General features: G+C 75.1%; 15 protein-coding genes. 7 read left to right on the top strand and 8 right to left on the bottom strand.

Features of this window, described 5'->3' with window-relative positions:
- Positions 1–184: 184 nt before the first annotated feature.
- The 4 genes from ACFUVW_RS10925 to ACFUVW_RS10910 are packed head-to-tail and all read right to left on the bottom strand — an operon-like array spanning position 185 to position 4,535.
- Entirely contained in the window at positions 185–964 is a 780-nt protein-coding gene (locus ACFUVW_RS10925) for an ABC transporter ATP-binding protein (protein ID WP_430571352.1), read from the bottom strand.
- Entirely contained in the window at positions 961–1,977 is a 1,017-nt protein-coding gene (locus ACFUVW_RS10920; protein ID WP_430571351.1) for an ABC transporter ATP-binding protein, read from the bottom strand. The genes ACFUVW_RS10925 and ACFUVW_RS10920 overlap by 4 nt, the downstream gene beginning before the upstream one ends.
- 1 nt (position 1,978) lies before the next feature.
- On the bottom strand, positions 1,979–2,980 hold the full coding sequence (locus ACFUVW_RS10915; RefSeq protein WP_430571350.1) for a branched-chain amino acid ABC transporter permease: 1,002 nt from the start codon (positions 2,978–2,980) through the stop codon (positions 1,979–1,981).
- Positions 2,981–2,993: 13 nt separating this feature from the next.
- Positions 2,994–4,535 (bottom strand): branched-chain amino acid ABC transporter permease, encoded by a 1,542-nt coding sequence (locus ACFUVW_RS10910; RefSeq protein ID WP_430571349.1) that lies wholly within the window; start codon positions 4,533–4,535, stop codon positions 2,994–2,996.
- A 238-nt stretch (positions 4,536–4,773) separates the two neighbouring features.
- Between ACFUVW_RS10910 and ACFUVW_RS10905 the strand changes: the two genes are divergently transcribed.
- The 4 genes from ACFUVW_RS10905 to ACFUVW_RS10890 all read left to right on the top strand — a co-directional run bounded on the left by ACFUVW_RS10905 (position 4,774) and on the right by ACFUVW_RS10890 (position 12,006).
- The gene (locus tag ACFUVW_RS10905) at positions 4,774–7,008 is read left to right on the top strand and encodes a S9 family peptidase (RefSeq protein WP_430571353.1); all 2,235 of its coding nucleotides are present in this window, start codon (positions 4,774–4,776) and stop codon (positions 7,006–7,008) included.
- Positions 7,009–7,193: 185 nt separating this feature from the next.
- Positions 7,194–8,216 (top strand): 3-oxoacyl-ACP synthase III, encoded by a 1,023-nt coding sequence (locus ACFUVW_RS10900; protein WP_430571348.1) that lies wholly within the window; start codon positions 7,194–7,196, stop codon positions 8,214–8,216.
- Positions 8,213–10,966 (top strand): alpha/beta fold hydrolase, encoded by a 2,754-nt coding sequence (locus ACFUVW_RS10895; protein ID WP_430571347.1) that lies wholly within the window; start codon positions 8,213–8,215, stop codon positions 10,964–10,966. Before ACFUVW_RS10900 ends, ACFUVW_RS10895 begins: the two co-directional genes overlap by 4 nt.
- Positions 10,963–12,006, top strand: a complete 1,044-nt coding sequence (locus ACFUVW_RS10890) for an NAD-dependent epimerase/dehydratase family protein (protein ID WP_430571346.1) — start codon at positions 10,963–10,965, stop codon at positions 12,004–12,006. Before ACFUVW_RS10895 ends, ACFUVW_RS10890 begins: the two co-directional genes overlap by 4 nt.
- On the opposite strand, the gene ACFUVW_RS10885 is transcribed toward ACFUVW_RS10890, so the two are convergent.
- Complete coding sequence (locus tag ACFUVW_RS10885; RefSeq protein ID WP_430571345.1) at positions 11,986–12,903, bottom strand: hypothetical protein; 918 nt, start codon at positions 12,901–12,903, stop codon at positions 11,986–11,988. The genes ACFUVW_RS10890 and ACFUVW_RS10885 overlap by 21 nt on opposite strands.
- 2 nt (positions 12,904–12,905) lie before the next feature.
- Positions 12,906–13,937, bottom strand: a complete 1,032-nt coding sequence (locus ACFUVW_RS10880; protein WP_430571344.1) for an SPFH domain-containing protein — start codon at positions 13,935–13,937, stop codon at positions 12,906–12,908.
- Positions 13,938–14,043: 106 nt separating this feature from the next.
- On the opposite strand from ACFUVW_RS10880, the gene ACFUVW_RS10875 reads away from it, so the two are divergent.
- The 3 genes from ACFUVW_RS10875 to ACFUVW_RS10865 all read left to right on the top strand — a co-directional run bounded on the left by ACFUVW_RS10875 (position 14,044) and on the right by ACFUVW_RS10865 (position 16,589).
- Positions 14,044–14,868 carry an NUDIX domain-containing protein gene (locus ACFUVW_RS10875; RefSeq protein ID WP_430571343.1) on the top strand — a complete coding sequence of 275 codons (825 nt, stop codon included), beginning with the start codon at positions 14,044–14,046 and terminating at the stop codon, positions 14,866–14,868.
- Positions 14,869–15,018: 150 nt separating this feature from the next.
- Entirely contained in the window at positions 15,019–16,290 is a 1,272-nt protein-coding gene (locus ACFUVW_RS10870; RefSeq protein ID WP_430571342.1) for an anion permease, read from the top strand.
- Positions 16,287–16,589: a hypothetical protein gene (locus ACFUVW_RS10865; RefSeq protein ID WP_430571341.1), complete on the top strand. Its 303-nt coding sequence runs from the start codon at positions 16,287–16,289 to the stop codon at positions 16,587–16,589. The genes ACFUVW_RS10870 and ACFUVW_RS10865 overlap by 4 nt, the downstream gene beginning before the upstream one ends.
- A gap of 34 nt (positions 16,590–16,623) precedes the next feature.
- On the opposite strand, the gene ACFUVW_RS10860 is transcribed toward ACFUVW_RS10865, so the two are convergent.
- Positions 16,624–17,511 (bottom strand): CHAD domain-containing protein, encoded by an 888-nt coding sequence (locus ACFUVW_RS10860; RefSeq protein ID WP_430571340.1) that lies wholly within the window; start codon positions 17,509–17,511, stop codon positions 16,624–16,626.
- A 37-nt stretch (positions 17,512–17,548) separates the two neighbouring features.
- Positions 17,549–18,364: a class I SAM-dependent methyltransferase gene (locus ACFUVW_RS10855; RefSeq protein WP_430571339.1), complete on the bottom strand. Its 816-nt coding sequence runs from the start codon at positions 18,362–18,364 to the stop codon at positions 17,549–17,551.
- Positions 18,365–18,482 lie beyond the last annotated feature (118 nt).

Raw genomic sequence — 18,482 nt, 5'->3', positions numbered from 1 at the left:
GGCCCGGCGCACGACGACGGCGGCGGTTGCTCGGCTGAGCGGCCGCCGCCGTCGTCGTGCGAGGTACCGCTCCCCGACACCGGAACTACCTCGCCACTTTCTGAACTACCTCGGCCGATCCGGAACTACCTCGGCACGACCCGTACTACCTGGGCAGGTCCGGAACTACCTCGGCGGGGCGGGGCTACTTCGTGTCCTCCGCGAGCGAGCCGAGGTACAGAGAGATGACCTTCGGGTCGGACTGCAGCTCGCGGCCGGTGCCGGTGTACGCGTCCTTGCCCTGGTCGAGCACGTAGCCGCGGTCGCAGATCTGCAGGCAGCGGCGGGCGTTCTGCTCGACCATGATGATCGACACGCCGGCCTTGTTGATCATGCGGGTGCGCAGGAACGTCTCGTCCTGGCGCACCGGGGACAGGCCGGCCGACGGCTCGTCGAGCAGCAGCACGGACGGGTTCATCATGAGCGCCCGGGCCATGGCCACCATCTGCCGCTCGCCGCCGGACATGGCGCCGGCCCGCTGGGTGCGGCGCTCGTGCAGCACGGGGAACAGGTCGCCGATGAACGACCACCGCTCCTCGAAGACCTTGGGGCGCAGGTACACCCCCATCCGCATGTTCTCCTCGACCGACAGCGACGGGAAGACGTTGTTGGTCTGCGGCACGAACCCGACGCCGCGCGCCACGAGGGTGTTCGCCTTCATCCCGGTGATGTCCTCGCCGCCGAGGGTCACGGTGCCGGAGTGGATCTTCACCAGCCCGAACAGCGCCTTGAGCAGCGTCGACTTGCCGGCACCGTTGGGGCCGATGATCCCGACCAGCTCGCCCTTGCCCACCTCGATCGAGCAGCCGTCGAGGATGTGCACGCCGGGGAGGTAGCCGGCCACGAGGTTGTCGGCCCGCAGCAGGAGCTCCTTGCCCTCGGGGACGCCGCCCCGGTGGGCCTCGGTCGTCAGGGTGTCGGTCATCGCTTCTCCTCCTCGGCCTCGAGGCGGGCCAGGATCTCGGGGTCGAGCAGGGAGTCGTCGCCCAGGTCGGTGTCGTGGTGGGCGCCCAGGTACGCGTCGACCACGGCCTGGTCCTGCATCACCGTCGCCGGCGGCCCCTCGGCCACGATCCGGCCCTCCGCCATGACCACCACCCAGTCGGAGATGTGCCGCACCGCGTGCATGTCGTGCTCGACGAACAGCACCGTCATGCCCTCGTCGCGCAGCGCCTGCACGTGCCCCAGGAGGGACTGCACGAGGGCGGGGTTCACGCCGGCCATCGGCTCGTCGAGCATGATCATCGTGGGGTCGGTCATGAGCGCGCGGGCCATCTCGAGCAGCTTGCGCTGCCCGCCCGACAACGACCCGGCGAAGTCGTCGGCCTTCGCGTCGAGCTTGAACCGGGCGAGGATCTCCATCGCCTTCTCGGTGGCCGCCTTCTCGTGCCCCTGCCAGGTGAACGGCAGCCACGAGAGCCAGAAGCGCTCGCCGGGGTTCTTCGGGGACGCGAGCAGCATGTTCTGCAGCACCGTGAGCCGCGACAGGGCCTTGGTGAGCTGGAACGTGCGTACCATCCCCGACTGGGCGACGCGCGCCCCGCTCTTGCCGGCGAGCGACTTCCCCTCGAAGCTCCAGCGCCCGCTCTCGGGGGTGTCGAAGCCGGTGAGCAGGTTGAAGAACGTCGTCTTGCCGGCGCCGTTGGGGCCGATGAGCGCCGTGATGGCGCCGCGCTGCACCTCGAGGTGGTCGACGTCGACCGCCGTCATGCCGCCGAAGCGGCGCACGACGTCGTCGGCCACGAGGATGGCGTCCGGCTTGGACGCCCCGACGACGGGCTCGACCTGCGCGAGGTCGTCGCGCGCCTCGGTGGCGACGGCCGAGGTGGGGGCGACGGCGGCCGCGGCCGCCGCGTCGACGACGGACTCGGGCTGGTCGGCAGCGCCGGGGGAGCTGCCGCGCCGGCCGGGCTGGCCGGCCGTGGTCTCTTCGGACATGTCAGCGGACATTGAAGGCCAGCTCCTTCTTGTTCCCGAGGATGCCCTGCGGCCTGAAGATCACGAGGAGCATGAGCGTGACACCCACCAGCATGCCGCCGATCTGCTCCACGTTGGTGGTGCTGATGATCTCTCCCACCCCGGTGTTCTCGGACAGGGCGCGCATCCCGGTGCGCATGAACATGTAGGCGCCGAAGAAGATCATCGCTCCGAGCACCGGGCCGAAGACGGTCGCGGCACCGCCGAGCAGCAGCACCGTCCACACGAAGAACGTCATCGTGCGGCCCATGGCGTCGGGAGCGATGGTGATCGGCAGCACGTAGAGGACGCCGCCGAGGGCGCCGAGCATGCCTCCCAGCACCAGCGACTGCAGCTTGTACGAGTACACGTTCTTGCCGAGCGCCCGCACGGCGTCCTCGTCCTCGCGGATGCCCTTGAGGACGCGGCCCCACGGGCTGCGGGTGATGAGCCAGACGAAGAGGAGCGCCAGCGCGACGACGCCCCACGCGAAGATCCGGGTCCACCAGGAGTCGGAACCCGTGTTGATGTACTCGAGGGGGCCGATCGCGGTGCGCCCGTCGGGCAGCGGCGACAGCTCCTGGAAGGTGCCCTTGTAGTCACGGCCCTGCAGGCCGGAGGCGCCGCCCGTCCACTCCTGGAGCCAGGTGGAGCGCCCGATCCACCGGATGATCTCGGCGGCGGAGATGGTGACGATCGCCAGGTAGTCGCCGCGCAGCTGCAGCGTCGGGATGCCGAGCACCAGCGCGAACAACAGCCCCGCGACCAGGGCGACGAGCAGCGCGAGGAAGAACGGCGCCCCCGCGATGGTCGCGATGCCGAAGCCATAGGCGCCGAGCAGCATGAAGCCCGCCTGGCCCATGTTGAGCAGGCCCGTGTACCCGAAGTGCAGGTTGAGGCCGATGGCGGCGAGCGCGTACGCCGCCGTCGTCGGGGCGATGAGCTCGGCGAGCGACTGGGTGAGGATTCTGAGGAACTCGTCCATGGTCGGTCTCCCTTCAGCCGATCCGCTCGCGGCGGCCCAGGATGCCCTGCGGCCTGATCAGGAGCACGAGGATGAGGATCACGAGCGCCGACGCGTACCGCAGGTCGCTCTGGATCACGAGGTTGGACAGCTCGACGACGAGGCCGATGAGGATCGACCCCACAAGGGCGCCGAAGGCGGTGCCGAGCCCGCCGAGGGTCACGGCCGCGAACATGAGCAGCAGCAGCTGCACGCCGAGCTGCCAGTTGAACGACCCGAACGAGATGCCCCACATGAGCCCGGCCAGCGCGGCGAACGCGGTGGCGAGGATCCACACGACGCGGACCACCTTGTCGGGGTCGATGCCGGTGGCGGAGGCCAGGGCCGGGTTGTCGGACACGGCGCGCGTGGCCCGTCCGAGCCGGGTGCGGGTGAGGAACAGCGCGAAGCCGACCAGGCACACCAGCGCGACCGCCATCGAGATCCACGACGTCGTGCTGAGCGTGATGCCGAGCAGCGTCAGGGGCCGCGGGTTGGCCGACAGGATGCGCTCCGACCCGCCGCCGATGAGCAGCTGGATCACGTACTGCAGCGTGATCGACAACCCGATCGAGACGATCATCAGCTGCATCACGGGCGTGCCCCGGCGGCGCAGCGGCCGCCAGATGGCCGCGTCCTGCGCGACGCCCGAGAGGGCGCAGACGGCGATGGTCAGCAGGCCTCCCACCCAGATCGACATCCCCAGCTGGTTGATGGCGATGAAGCCGAGCGCGGCGCCGAGGGCGAACTGCTCGCCGTGGGCGAAGTTCGACATCCCGGTGGTGCCGAAGACGAGGTTGAGCCCGATCGAGGCGAGGGCGAGCAGCAGGCCGAAGCGGATGCCGGAGCCGAACTGCTGCCAGACCTGGCCCCAGGAGAAGGCCCGTTCGGACGCGTCGCCCTCCGGCGCCGTCGCGACGCCCTCACCGTCGGTGGTGGTGCCGGTCCCGGCGTCGGTGCCGCCGTCGTCGCCGCCCGGGGCGGTCGTGGTGGCCTCGGCGCTGGGGCTCTCGGGGGCCACCGCCTCGCCGCCGACCTGGAAGGCGGCCCGACCGGTGCCCCCGGTCTGGGCGGTGACCTCGAGCTCGGTCGAGGCGCCGTCCGGCAGCTGCTCGTCCGAGGGCAGCGACGCGGGGTCGAGGGTGAGGGTGTACCGGCCGACCTCGGGCACCGCGACCGACACGGGGGCGTCGGCCGTGGTGGTGACGGTCTCGTCGAAGCCGCCGGGACCGGTGATGGTCACCTCGGCGTCGGGGATCCGGTCGCCCGCGTCGTTCATGACGACGACGGCGACGCAGGCGGTCGAGTCGTCGGGCTGGCAGTCCGTCGGGACGGTGGTCGCGACCCTCGTGCCGGTGGTACTGGTGCCGGTGGTACTGGCGCTGCTGCTGGTGGCGGCGCCGCTGGTGTGCGCCGTGGCCGCTCCCGGCGTCGCCTGCGCTGGTGGCGAGGCGAGCACGGCAGGGGCGAGGGCGATCGCGAGCGCTGCCACCGTGCGGCGCAGCGCGATCGCCCTGGTCGGTCGGTCCGTCGTCATCGGCCGGGTCCTCCGTAGGTCGGTGTCGTTCCCCGGGCGAGCCCGGGGTACCACCCGCTCGCCCCGTCGATGCAGGGACACTAAAGGCCCCATGTATCCGCGGAGTTTCGCGAGCGTGCCGCGAGTGTAGCGAGCCAGATGTGACGCAGATGACAGATCTAGGTCACAGTCCTGCATCACGCGGGCGGGGATCGGGGCCCCGGCCGCGCGGACCTAGGCTGGCCGGGTGCCCGACGACCTGACCGCTCCCGCAGACCGAGCCGCCGCCTCCGCCCCCACCGCCGAGCAGGCGGCCGTCGCCGTCCCCGACCGCGCTCCTGTCGCGGAGCGCCGCCCCGCCGTCCGCCGGCACCACGGCGACGAGTTCGTCGACGACTACGAGTGGCTGCGCGACAAGTCCTCGCCCGAGGTGCTCGCGCACCTGGAGGCGGAGAACGCGTGGACGCAGGCGCAGCTGGCGCACCTGGCGCCGCTGCGGCAGGCGGTGTTCGACGAGATCAAGGCGCGCACGCTGGAGTCCGACCTGTCGGTGCCCGTGCGGATGGGCGGGTCCTGGTACTACACGCGCACCGAGGAGGGCCGCCAGTACCCGATCCACGCGCGCGTCCCCGCCGCGGGGGAGTGGGCGCCGCCGCAGATCGAGTCCGGCACCGTGCCCGCGGGGGAGCAGGTGCTGCTCGACCAGAACGTCGCGGCCGCCGGCCACGACTTCTTCTCCCTCGGTTCGTTCGACGTGTCCGAGGACGGTGCGCGGCTGGCCTACGCCGTCGACACCACCGGCGACGAGCGGTTCACGCTGCGCGTGCGCGACCTGACGACGGGCGCGGACCTGCCCGACGTCGTCGAGGACACGTTCCCGGGCGCCGTCCTCACCCCCGACGGCCGGTACGTCTTCTACCCCACGGTCGACGACGCGTGGCGTCCCCACCGGATCTGGCGGCACGAGGTCGGCACGCCGGCGTCGGACGACGTGCTGGTGCTCGAGGAGCCCGACGAGCGGTTCTGGATCGGCGTCGGGCTCACGCGCTCGCGCCGGTACCTGGTGATCGAGGCCGGGTCCAAGACGACCAGCGAGGTGCGCGTCCTCGAGGCCGACGACCCCACGGGCGAGTTCCGCGTCGTGTGGGAGCGGCGCGACGACGTCGAGTACACGGTGGAGCACGCCGTGCTGGGCGACGGCCTGGGCGGCGAGGCCCCCGCGCTGCTGGTGCTGCACAACGACGGCGCCGAGAACTTCGAGCTGGTCCTCACGGACGTCCCCGGGCGGGCGGGCGAGGGCGGCGCGTCGCCGCTCGACCCGGGGGCCGCGCGCGTCGTCGTGCCCCACGACCCGGACGTGCGCCTCGAGGGCGTGGACGCCTTCGCCCGCCACGTCGTGCTGAGCCTGCGGCGCGAGGCGCTGCCGCGCGTCGCCGTCGTCGACCTGGCGCGCACCACGGCCGACCAGCCGTGGACGGCGCGGGAGATCGACGTCGACGAGCCGCTGTTCTCCGTGGCCCTGGACGCGAACCCGACGTGGGAGCAGCCGCTGCTGCGGGTGCAGCACACGTCGTTCGTCACGCCCGCCACCGTGGTGGACGTCGACCTCGCCAGCGGCGAGCGGCACGTGCGCAAGCGGCAGCCCGTGCTGGGCGGCTACGAGCCGACGGACTACGCGCAGCACCGCGAGTGGGCGACGGCCGAGGACGGCACGCGCGTGCCGATCAGCCTGGTGTGGCGGCGCGACGCCGTGACGCTCGACGGCTCCGGGACGCGCGCCGAGCCGGCCCCGCTGCTGCTCTACTCGTACGGCGCCTACGAGACGAGCATCGACCCCTACTTCTCCGTCCCGCGCCTCAGCCTGCTGGACCGCGGCGTGGTCTTCGCCGTCGCGCACGTGCGCGGCGGCGGCGAGCTGGGCCGGCGCTGGTACGACGACGGCAAGCTCGCGGCCAAGGAGCACACCTTCACCGACCTCGTCGCGTGCGGGCGCCACCTCGTGGAGACGGGCTGGACGTCGCCGCAGCGGATGGTGGCCGACGGCGCCAGCGCGGGCGGCCTCACGGTGGGTGCGGCGCTCAACCTGGCACCCGACCTGTTCTCCGGCGTGCTCGCCGGCGTGCCGTTCGTCGACGCGCTCACCTCGATGCTCGACCCGACGCTGCCGCTCACCGTCGTCGAGTGGGACGAGTGGGGCGACCCCCTGCACGACCCCGAGGTGTACGCCCGGATGAAGGGGTACACGCCGTACGAGAACGTGCCCGACGACGCGTCCGCGTACCCGCGGGTCCTCGCGACGACGTCCCTGCACGACACGCGCGTGCTGTATGTCGAGCCTGCCAAGTGGGTCGCGCGCCTGCGGGCCGCCGGCGCCCCGGCGCTGCTGAAGATCGAGATGTCCGCCGGGCACGGCGGCGTCTCCGGGCGGTACGCGCGCTGGGAGGAGATCGCGTTCGAGCACGCGTGGACGCTCGACGTCCTCGGGGCGGCGTGAGCGACCTCCGGGGAAACGGTGTGCGACCTGGGTGAACCCCGCGTGGCCGATCCCACATCGCGGTGTTGGAACGGCGGGCGCGCCCCGGACGTCGTAACGTCGCGGGGCCGGGGTCGTGCGGCCCCGCCATCTCGTCGCTGAGCCGGCTCCGTGCTCCCGCGTACGACCGGCCGTCTGGAGCTCGTGTGTCAGGAAACGCCACCACCAGGTTCGCAGGGGTCTCGCTGCTGGCCGTCACCAGCAGGATCCCGGCCGGGGTGCGGACCTCGGCCGCCGTGCAGAAGCGGCTCGCCCCCGCGCTGCGGCGCCTGCGGCTCCCCACCACCCTGCTGGAGCGTGTCGCCGGCGTGCGGGAGCGGCGCGCCTGGGCCGCCGACGAGGACGTCGACGACGCGACCGTCGCCGCCGGCCGCGAGGCGCTCGCCGTCGCCGGCGTCGAGGCCGCCGACGTCGGCCTGCTCATCAACACCTCCGTGACGCGCCGGCACCTCGAGCCGTCCGTCGCGGTGCGCCTGCACCACGGCCTGGGCCTGCCGTCGTCGGCCGTGAACTTCGACGTCGCCAACGCCTGCCTCGGGTTCATCAACGGCATGAGCCTCGCCGCCGGGATGATCGAGTCCGGCCAGGTCCGGTACGCCGTCGTGGTGGACGGCGAGGACGCCGACGTCATCCACGACCGCACCATCGAGCGCCTGCTGCAGGAGGACCGCAGCCGCGACGACTTCATGCAGGAGTTCGCGTCGCTCACCCTCGGCTCCGGCTCCGCCGCGGCGGTGCTGGGCCGCACGGACGAGCACCCCGAGGGCCACCGCGTGCTCGGCGGCGTCACGCGCGCCGCGACGCAGTTCCACGACCTGTGCGTCGGCAGCACCGAGGGCATGTTCACCGACGCGAAGGCGCTGCTCGACGGCGGCCTCGAGCTCGTCGTCGATGCCTGGAAGGACGCCGTCGCCGACTGGGACTGGGCGCGCATGGACCGGTACGTCACGCACCAGGTGTCCCGTGTGCACACCGACGCCATCGTCGAGGCCGTCGGCCTCGACCACGCCAAGGTGCCCACCACGTACGAGCGCTACGGGAACGTCGGCCCGGCGTCCGTGCCGATCACGCTCGTGGAGCAGCAGGACACGCTGAACGCCGGCGACCGCGTGCTGCTCATGGGCGTGGGCTCAGGCATCAACACGGCGATGCTGGAGCTCGCGTGGTGACGGGCGCTCCTGCCCCCGCCCCCCGCCCCGCCGACACCGTGCCCCCGGGCCTGCCCGGCCTCGACCCGCGCCACAGCCACGTGCTCACCGACGCCCGCGGCGCCTCCTGGCACTACCTCGACAACGGGCCCGAGCTGCGGGCGCGCGGGCACGAGCCCGTCGGCACCGTGCTCGCCGTGCACGGCAACCCCACCTGGTCGTACCTGTGGCGGCGGCTCGTCGCCGACGCGCTCGACGCCGCCGACGCCGGCGCGCCCGCCTGGCGCGTCGTCGCCGTCGACCAGCTCGAGATGGGCCTCTCCCAGCGCACCGGCGAGCACCGGCCGCTCGCCCGCCGCGTCGCCGACCTCGGCGCGTTCACCGACGCCCTCGGGCTGACCGGGCCGGTCGTGACGCTCGGCCACGACTGGGGCGGCGTCGTCTCCCTCGGCTGGGCCGTCGACCACCCCGACCTGCTCGCCGGCGTCGCGCTGCTCAACACCGCGGTGCACCAGCCCGACGACGCGCCGGTCCCCGCGCCGCTGCGCCTCGCCCTCGCCGGGCCCGTGCACCGCCTCGGCACGCGGACCACCCGCGCCTTCCTGGAGACGACGCTGTCGTTGGCCCGCCCGCGGCTGGCCGCCGACGTCGCCGCCGCCTACCGCCTGCCGTACCTCACCGCCGACGAGCGTGACGGCATCGAGGGCTTCGTCGCCGACATCCCCGTCGGCCCCGCCCACCCCAGCGCGCCCGAGCTGGACCGCATCGCCGCCGGCGTCGCCCGGCTCACCGTGCCCGCCGTCCTGCTGTGGGGGCCGCACGACCCGATCTTCTCCGACCGGTACCTCGACGACCTCGTCCGCCGGCTGCCGCACGCGCACGTGCACCGGTTCTCTGAGGCTGGTCACCTGATCGCCGAGGACGCGGACTGGGCTCCTCCGGTGCTGTCGTGGTTGTCCTCGCTGTCGGGGGTGCTGCCTGGGGTGCTGTCGGCGGAGGGGTCGGCAACCTCGGGCACGGATGCGTTCACGGGCCCCAGGGGGCCCTCCACTTCGAGACTTCTGACATCCGTGCCCGAGGTTGCCGACCCCTCCGCCTCGTCGGATCCCTCGCCGTCGTTCGTGCCCCTGTGGGCGGCGCTGGACGCGCGGGCCGACGACGACGCGCCGGCGGTGCTGGACATGACGACCCAGGGCGGCGACGGGCGACCGTTCACGGCGAGCTGGCGGGCGCTGGACCGGCAGGTGCGGCGCATCGCCGCGGGCCTGCACGGGATCGGGGTGCGGCGGGGCGACCGGGTGTCCATGCTCGTGGAGCCGGGGCCCACGCTGACCGCGCTGGTGTACGCGTGCCTGCGGATCGGCGCCGTCGTGGTGGTGGCCGACGCCGGGCTGGGCGTGCGCGGGCTGACGCGCGCGCAGCGGGGGGCGTGGCCGCGGTTCGTCGTCGCGCAGCGCAAGGGCCTGGCGGCGGCTCGGGCGCTCGGCTGGCCCGGGGTGCGGGTCTCGGCCGAGCCGCTGGCCCCGGCGGCGCGGCGGGCGCTGGGCGTGGCGCACGAGCTCGTGGACGTCGCCCGGGCCGGGGAGGGGCGGCCGCTGCCGCCCGAGCCGGGGCCGGACGACGAGGCCGCCGTGCTGTTCACGTCGGGCTCGACGGGGCCGGCCAAGGGGGTCGTCTACCGGCATGCGGAGCTGTCCGCCCTGCGCGACGCGCTCGCCGCGCACTTCGACGTCGGTCCGGAGACCGGGCTGGTCACCGGCTTCGCGCCGTTCGCGCTGCTGGGCCCGGCCCTCGGCACGCGGTCCGTCACGCCCGTGATGGACGTCTCGTCCCCGGCGACCCTCACCGCACGAGCCGTCGCGGACGCGGTGCGGGCGTCCGACGCGCGCATCGTCTTCCTGTCGCCGGCGGCGATCCTCAACGTCGTCGACACCGCGGACGCCCTGGACGGTCCCGACGCGGCTGCCGACCGTGCCGCCCTCGCCCGGGTGCGGACGTTCCTGTCGACGGGCGCGCCGATCTCCGCCGAGCTGCTCGGTTCGGCGGCGACGCTCATGCCGGCCGCGACCCCGCACACCCCGTACGGGATGACCGAGTGCCTGCTCGTCACGGACATCACGCTCGACGGGATCCGGGACGCGGCCACGGCGCCCGACGACGGGGTCTGCGTCGGCCGGCCCGTCGGCGGCGGCGAGGTGCTGATCAGCGCCCTCGACGACGACGGCGCCGCGACCGGTGCGCCCTCGGACGCCCCCGGCGTGCTGGGCGAGGTGCTGGTGCGCGCGGGGCACCTCAAGGAGCGCTACGACCGGCTGTGGCTCACCGACGTGGCCGCCGAGCGTGACACCCCGCCGGGTCGCTGGCACCGCACGGGCGACGTCGGGCACCTGGACGACCAGGGCCGCCTGTGGATCGAGGGCCGCCTCGCGCACGTGCTGCGCACGGCCGACGGGCCGCTCGCCCCGGTGGGCCCCGAGCAGCACGTGGAGCGGGTGCCCGGGGTGCGGCGCGCCGCCGTCGTCGGCGTCGGGCCCGCGGGGGTGCACCAGCCGGTCGCCGTCGTCGAGACCGTCGAGGGCGCGCGGCACGCAGGGCTCGCGCCCGACGACCTCGCGGCCGCCGTGCGCGCCGCGTCGCCGGTGCGGCTCGCGGCGGTGCTGGTGGTGCCGCGCATGCCCACCGACGTCCGGCACAACTCCAAGATCGACCGCGGCCGCCTGGCCGCATGGGCCGACCGGGTGCTCACCGGCGGGCGGGTGGGGGCGCCGTGACCGTGCTCGTGACCGGCGCGTCCGGGCTGCTCGGCGGCGCGGTGGCCCGCGCCCTGGTGGCCCGCGGGGACGACGTGCGCACGCTGCAGCGGCGGCCGTCCGGCGTCGACGGCGCGGCCGACGTGCTCGGCTCCGTCACCGACGCGGACGTCGTCGCGCGGGCCGTCGACGGGGCCGACGCCGTCGTGCACCTCGCGGCCAAGGTGTCCCTGGCGGGGGAGCCGGCGGAGTTCCACGAGGTGAACGTGGGCGGCACGCGGACCCTGCTGGACGTGGCCGAGCGCGCGGGCGTGCGCCGGTTCGTGCAGGTGTCGTCGCCGTCGGTCGCGCACCTGGGGACGTCGCTGGTCGGTGCCCCGGCCACCCCCGCCGACCCGGAGGGGGCGCGCGGCGAGTACGCGCGGACCAAGGCGGCCGCCGAGGTGCTCGCGCTGGGCCGGGACGCCGCTGGGGCCCGGGGCGGCGGGCCGCGCGTCGTCGCCGTCCGGCCGCACCTCGTCTGGGGCCCGGGGGACACGCAGCTCGTGGAGCGCGTCGTCGACCGTGCCGCCTGCGGCCGTCTGCCGCTGCTGGGCCACGGCGCGGCCCTCATCGACACGCTCTACGTGGACAACGCGGCAGACGGGATCCTCGCGGCCCTCGACCGTCTCGGCGACGCGCCGGACGTCGTCGGCGGCCGCGCGTACGTGCTGACCAACGGCGAGCCGCGCACCGTGGCCGACCTGCTGTCCGGCATCTGCCGGGCGGCGGGCGTGCGGGCGCCCGCGTGGCGGGTGCCCGCGGGCCTGGCGCGCTCCGCCGGCGGGCTCGTCGAGGCCGTGTGGCGGGTGCGCCCCGGTGCGGACGAGCCGCCGATGACGCGCTTCCTCGCCGAGCAGCTGTCCACCGCGCACTGGTTCGACCAGCGGGCCACCCGCCGCGACCTGCGCTGGGTGCCGGCCGTGGGCGTCGACGAGGGGCTGCGCCGCCTGGCCGCGCACTACGGCGGCACGGGCCCGGCTCGGGCGGCCGCGCCGGGCTCAGGGGCGCACGAGGCGTAGCGGCTCCTTGCCGGCCCGCACGGTGACGGTCTGCCCCCAGGTCGCCACCAGGCGGTCGTCCTCCATGCCGTCGCCGAAGACGACGAGCCGGTCGGAGGCGACCGTGAGGGCTACGGCGCCGCCGGCCTCCACCGTGCCCTCGGTGAGCGACGTCCCGGTGCCGGGGGAGGGCCACGCCTCGCGGACGAACCAGCCGAGCCGGTCCTCCGACCGGCCGGGCGCGGCCCGCCCGCCGCGGTCGTGGGCGAGCGACGCCCACCAGCCGGTGGCGCCCGTGCCGGTGGCCACGAGCAGGCCCGACGACGACTGCCGCTCCTCGCCAGCCGCGCAGCGCAGCGCGTAACGCGCGCTCTGGTGGGTGGGGTGACCGACGAACACCTCGTTGAGCGCGGTGAGGTGCTGCCCGTCGTCGAGGTCGGCGCGCACCGTGGTGAGCGCGTCGACCGGGAGGACGGCGACCCGGTCGGGTGCGCCGCCGGGCGCCGGGGCGTCCAGGCCGGCCAGCAGCCGCGCGGCCGCCGCGACCGAGTGCCGCACCAGCACGCCGGGGTTGGCCCCCGGCTCGGGGTCGACGCCGAGCACCGGCTGGCCGTGCAGGTACTTGGCGACGTTCGCCACCAGCCCGTCCTGGCCCACCACCACGACGACGTCCTCCGGCGCGACGAGGAAGCGCGACAGGTCCGCGCGCTCCACGTCGGCCCGCGCCCAGCCCGCGGGCAGCGCGGCCACGACGGCGTCCCGGGCGGCGGCCAGCGTGTCGTGCCGCCGCTGCACCTCGGCGAGCGTGCGGCCCCGGGTGCGGAGGAAGAACTCGGCCTGCCCGCGCGTGCCGTGCCGGTCCAGCAGCTCGTCGAGCTCGGTGCGGCGGTGCACGACGACCGCCCGTCGGCGCAGCACGGTCAGGCCGCCTTCCCGGCCGGGGCGTCGCCGCCCAGCGCGCCCTGCAGCAGGCCGCCCAGCGCGCCGGTGAGCAGGTCGGGTGTGATGGTGAGGTGCTGCACGTCGGGCAGCGAGCGGGCGGCGTCGCGCATGGCGAGGGCGACCAGCGTGCCCTGGCCCGCGTCCGCGTACACGGCCATCCGCGCCTGCTCGGCGGCGGCCTCCGCCTCGCCGACGGCGCGCACCTGCTGGGCCCGGGCGTCGGTCTCCAGGGTCGAGCGCTCGGCCCGCGCCCGCGCCTCGACCATCGCGGCGGCGGCCTGCTCCTCGGCCTCCCGGCGCGCGTTGGCGCCGTCCTGGGCGACGAGGCGCTCGCGGCGGGTGGCCAGCTCGATCTTGCTCGCCAGCTCGTTCTCGGCGATGGCCCGCTCCCGCTCGACGGCGAGTGCGCGGCGCTCGTAGGTGGCGCGGTCCGCCTCCGCCTGGATCTGCTCGCGGGCCGGGGTCTGCAGGGCGCGCTCGACGTCCTTCTCGGGCCGGACGGCGAGGACCTGGACGCCGACGACGGCGATCCCCGTCGCGACCAGCCGGGGGTCGGCGGGCAGCGCCTCGCCGAGCAGCGCGCGGACGCGGGGCACGCCCGCGGTCATGGCCTCGGCGAGCGTCATCCCGGCGAGCACGTCGGTGGCGTGGCTCTGCGCGAGCTGGCCGACGATGGTCGTGACCTGGTCGCGGCCGTCGGTGCTGGTGGTGCCGTCGTGCGGGTCGACGGCGAAGTCGAGCCGCTGCGACGCGGTCACCGGGTCGGCGAAGCGGTAGGTGACGTTGGCCTGGACGGTGACGTCCTGGTGGTCGGTCGTCACGGCGTGGAAGAAGACGGGCAGCTCCTGGTCGTCCACGGGGACCTCGCTCAGCACCGAGGTGGTGGGGCGGAACCAGAAGGCCTGGCCGACGCCCTGGTGCGCGACGCGGCCGCGGCGCAGGTGCACGACGTGCCCGGTGGGGCTGCCGAGGAAGTGCCGGGTCCAGGGGTAGCTGCGGATGGTGGCCATGGTGCCCTCCGGTTCTCGTCATGATGACGATTAATTGATGTCAGGCTGACGATAACCACCCACGCGATTCTCGTCAACCTGACGACAAAGCGGGTAGGGTGGCCGCATGGACCGGGCGGACGAGGCGAAGGGCGCGACGGCGGGCGAGGCTGCGGGCGAGTCGGCGCGGAGCCGCGGCGCGCAGGGGGCACTCCCCGGCGCCGCGCTCCTGCCCGTGACCGTGGACGTCGTCGCGCTGACCGTGCGCGACGACGCGCTGCAGGTGCTCCTCGTCGAGCGCGGGGTCGAGCCCTTCCGCGGCGCGCTCGCCCTGCCCGGCGGCTTCGTGCTGCCGGGCGAGGGTCTGACCGCCGCCGCGACCCGCGAGCTCGTCGAGGAGGCGGGCGTCGCGCCCCCGGGCCACCTGGAGCAGCTGGGGACGTACGGGCCGCTGGGCCGCGACCCGCGCGGGCCCGTGCTGTCGGTGGCGCACCTGCTGCTCGCGCCCGACTTCGGCGTGGTGCGCGCGGGCTCGGACGCGGGCGGCGTCGCCTGGTACCCGGCGACGGAGGTGCTCGACGGCGCGGCGCTCGCGTTCGACCACGCGCGCATCCTGGCCGACGGGGTCGAGCGCGCCCGGTCCAAGCTGGAGTACTCCCCGCTCGCCACCGCGTTCTGCGGGCCCGAATTCACCGTCGCCGAGCTGCGCCGCGTGTACGAGGCGGTCTGGGGCGTGCGCCTCGACCCGCGGAACTTCTCGCGCAAGGCCACGGGCACCCCGGGTCTCCTCGAGGAGACGGGTCGCCTCACGTCGGGCGGCGCCGGGCGCCCCGCCGCGCTCTACCGGGCCGCCGCGGGGGCGTCGTCCGCCGGGCACGACACGGGCCGGGACGACGGGCCGGCCGTCGTGCGGGCGGTGATCGACCCGCCGCTCCTGCGGCCCCGCGCCTGAGCCGCGGCCCCTCGCGCCACACGTGCGCGCGCCACGCGAAGAGCGACACGCCGCCGCCAGATGAACAACAGGTGAACAGTCCCGGAACAGTTCACCGAACGGCCCACCGGCGGTCGAAAACCCTCAGGTTCACCCCCCACGATGGGTGCCGTGACCGAGACGCTTCTGCTCGCGCTCGTCGTCGTGACCGCCCTCGCGTTCGACTTCACGAACGGGTTCCACGACACGGGCAACGCGATGGCCACCTCCATCGCCACCCGAGCCCTCAAGCCCCGGACCGCCGTCGCGCTGTCCGCCGTCCTCAACCTCGTCGGAGCCTTCCTCTCCCTCGCCGTCGCCGCCACGATCGCCAAGGGCATCGTCGACGCGGGGGTCATCACCCTGCCCGTCGTGCTCGCCGGCCTGGTCGGCGGCATCGTCTGGAACCTCATCACCTGGCTGTTCGGCATCCCGTCCAGCTCCTCGCACGCCCTGGTGGGCGGCATGGTGGGCGCCGTGCTCGCCGCCGTCGGCACGTCGGGCGTGCTGTGGGAGGGCGTCGTCGCCAAGGTGCTCGTGCCCGCACTCGTCGCCCCCGTCGTCGCCATCGCGGTGGCCGGCCTGGGCACGTGGCTCGTGGCCCGCCTGACCCGCGGCGTCCCGCAGGACGTGACGAACCGCGGCTTCCGCTGGGGCCAGATCGGCTCCGCGTCGCTCGTCTCGCTGGCGCACGGCACCAACGACGCGCAGAAGTCGATGGGCATCATCCTGCTCGCGCTCATCGCGGGCGGCGCCGTGCCGGCCGACTCCGGCGTCCCGTTCTGGGTCATCCTCAGCTGCGCGCTCGCGATGGCGATCGGCACCTACCTGGGCGGCTGGCGCGTCATCCGCACGCTCGGCAAGGGGCTCGTCGAGATCGACACCCGCCAGGGCATGGCCGCCGAGACGTCGTCCGCGGCCGTCATCCTGCTGTCCAGCCACTTCGGCTTCTCGCTCTCGACGACGCACGTCGCCACCGGCTCCGTGCTCGGCTCGGGCGTCGGCATGCCGGGCGCCAGGGTCCGCTGGAGCGTCGCGGGCCGGATGTTCGTGGCCTGGATGGTCACTCTCCCCGCGGCCGGCCTGGTCGGCGCACTGTGCCACTGGCTCGAGTCGTCCATCGGCGGCGCCGCCGGCACCATCGCCGTCTTCCTGCTGCTGATCGTCTCCTCCGCGGCCATCTGGATCGCGTCCCGCCGCAAGCCCGTCGACCACACCAACGTCAACGAGGCCTGGGACGAGGAGAAGGGCGCGTCCGTCGAGCCGGTCGCCGCCACCACCGGCGAGGCCGGTGGCGAGCGCGTCGGGCCCGTGCCCGCCGTGGCCACCGCCTCCTCCGTCGCGCCGGCCGTCGGCGCCGTGGGCACCGTCAGCGCCCCGTCCAACCCGAAGGTGGGAGCATGAACTTCGTCGAGTGGGGTTCTCTCGGCCAGGTCCTCGTGGCCGGCCTGATCGTGGGCGCCGGCATCCCCGCGCTCTTCGCGCTCGGCCTGCGGCTGCTGGCCGGCACGACGTCGTCGGACGCGCCGGCAGCGCCGTCCTCCGCGCCGCGCGGGGGCGACGCGAAAGACGCTCCGACGTCGCGCGCCGTCGCCATCCCGCGGCCGTCGCCGGCCCGCCTCGCGGGCGCCATCGCCTGCATGGGCGTCGTCGTCGGGGCCATCGCCTTCGGCCTGGTCTTCCTCGTCTCCGGCGGCCACTGACCCACCTGCCTTCGTGCTCGAAGGCGTTTCCGGTTCAGCGGACGGCGGCAGCCGCGGCGGTGAGGGCCTGCGCCGCGCGCTCCTCGCCCAGCCGCACGCAGGCGTCGACGGCCGCCGCGGTGCGCGGCTCGCGCAGCTCCGCCAGGGTCGCGCGCAGCACGTCCGCGTCGTGCACGGTGCCCAGCAGGTCCTGCAGCTCGCGATGGTGCGCGACGACGTCGGCCGCCCAGCGGTCCGTGGCGTCGTCGCCGGAGCCGGCGAGCACCTCGGCGGCGTAGCGCGCCCGGCGGGCCGCCTTGCGCAGCCGGTGCACGGCGCCGGGCGCCGGCCGGTCGCCCGTCCCGGGGCCCCGCCAGCCGGCTACCGGCCCGGCACGCCGTCCCGCCCGGGCCAGCTCGCGCTCGACGGCGGGGCGCAGGGCCGCCGGGGCGGCCTCGCCGGACCGGTCGGTCAGCGGCGGGGCGGCGGCGAGCGCGTCGAGCCGCGCGGTGAGGTCCCGGCAACGGGGCGACACGAGCGCCGTCGCCACCTCCGACCGGGCGACGGCGTCCGCCGCGACCAGCGCGCCGTCGAGCGTCGCCAACCCCGCCAGCACGTCCGGCGACGTCCGTCCGAGGCCCGTGGCGAGCGCTGCCAGGCCGGCGCGCCGCACCTCGGCGTCACGCGCGGCGCCGAGGGTGCGCACCCACCAGGTGAGCGACTCGACCGTGCCCGGCTCGGGGGCCGTGCAGTCCCGGAAGACCCGCAGCGTGGCACGCAGCCGCCGCACCGCCACCCGGGCGTCGTGCACCGCGTCGTCGACCGGGTCCGGAGCACCCGGCGCCCGCGTCGTGGCCGCCCGCACGTCGTCGTGCCCGCGCAGGATCGCCTCCGCGTGGGTGCGGATCGCGGTGGCGAGGACGTCACCGGCGGTGCGGGCCATGCTCGATCCTCGCCCGCCGTGCTCCCGCCGCGCGAGGTCAGACGCGCACGGCGCCCACCGAGAGGGTGAACCCCTGCTGCACGAAGCTGCCGCCGGCGGCGTCGATCGCGGCGCCGAGGCCCGCGAGCAGGCCGCCGAGCTGCTCGGCCGGGAGCCGCGTGGCGACGCCCGTGGTGGGCACCAGGGCCAACCACTCGTCGCGGGTGTACGTGCGCTCCCAGGTGTCGCGTCGCTCGTGCGGCTCGGCGAACCGGCCGGTGCGCCGCATGCCGTCGGCCGCGGTCTCCACCATCTGCCGGTACGCGGTCTCCGCCGACGCCGTCCCGGTGGCGGCCAGCGGCGAGTCCGGGAGCACGTCCCGGTACACCTCGGCGAACGCGAGGGCCAGGTCGTGCGGCGGGTCGCCCGCGTTCCAGAACACCGTGAGCGCGCCGCCCGGACGCAGCACCTCGGCGGCACGCGAGGCGCCGGCCTCGGGGTCCACCCAGTGCCAGGTCTGGCCGGCGGTCACGGCGTCGAACGACCGGCCCGCCGGGTCCCACTCCTCGAACCGCGCCACCTCGACGTCGAGCCCGTCGCGCCGCGCGACCTCGGCCATGCGTGCGTCGACGTCCACCCCGAGCACGTCGCAGCCGGCCGCGCGCAGCTGCCGGGCGACGATCCCCGTGCCCACGCCGACGTCGAGCACCCGCGGCGTCGGGCCGGCGGAGCCCTCGCGCGCGGCGCCGGCGACCGCCGCGATCAGCGCGTCCGGGTAGCGCGGGCGGGCGCGGTCGTACGCGGCGGCGTCGACGCCGAACGACGACGCGACCTTGCGGAGCTCTTCCGGGTCCAGCGAAGGCGTGGTGTTCATGCCGTCAGCCAAGACCCGACCGGCTGCCCCGGTCAACGAGGTTCGCCGACGGCGGACCGCGCCCCAGGGGAGGACCGTCGAGCGTGCTGAATTGATCCTCAAGCGACCAGTTTGAGGA

It is taken from the genome of Isoptericola sp. NPDC057391, from assembly GCF_042668085.1.
Classification (GTDB): Bacteria; Actinomycetota; Actinomycetes; order Actinomycetales; family Cellulomonadaceae; genus Isoptericola.
This window is presented reverse-complemented; position numbering and strand designations above follow the sequence as displayed.

What these genes read in the sequence shown, in the direction of transcription:
- ACFUVW_RS10910 (WP_430571349.1), bottom strand. Translation starts at nt 4,535, where the DNA reads ATGACGACGGACCGACCGACCAGGGCGATCGCGCTGCGCCGCACGGTG.
- ACFUVW_RS10855 (WP_430571339.1), bottom strand. Translation starts at nt 18,364, where the DNA reads ATGAACACCACGCCTTCGCTGGACCCGGAAGAGCTCCGCAAGGTCGCG.
- ACFUVW_RS10860 (WP_430571340.1), bottom strand. Translation starts at nt 17,511, where the DNA reads ATGGCCCGCACCGCCGGTGACGTCCTCGCCACCGCGATCCGCACCCAC.
- ACFUVW_RS10865 (WP_430571341.1), top strand. Translation starts at nt 16,287, where the DNA reads ATGAACTTCGTCGAGTGGGGTTCTCTCGGCCAGGTCCTCGTGGCCGGC.
- ACFUVW_RS10925 (WP_430571352.1), bottom strand. Translation starts at nt 964, where the DNA reads ATGACCGACACCCTGACGACCGAGGCCCACCGGGGCGGCGTCCCCGAG.
- ACFUVW_RS10875 (WP_430571343.1), top strand. Translation starts at nt 14,044, where the DNA reads ATGGACCGGGCGGACGAGGCGAAGGGCGCGACGGCGGGCGAGGCTGCG.
- ACFUVW_RS10915 (WP_430571350.1), bottom strand. Translation starts at nt 2,980, where the DNA reads ATGGACGAGTTCCTCAGAATCCTCACCCAGTCGCTCGCCGAGCTCATC.
- ACFUVW_RS10920 (WP_430571351.1), bottom strand. Translation starts at nt 1,977, where the DNA reads ATGTCCGAAGAGACCACGGCCGGCCAGCCCGGCCGGCGCGGCAGCTCC.
- ACFUVW_RS10880 (WP_430571344.1), bottom strand. Translation starts at nt 13,937, where the DNA reads ATGGCCACCATCCGCAGCTACCCCTGGACCCGGCACTTCCTCGGCAGC.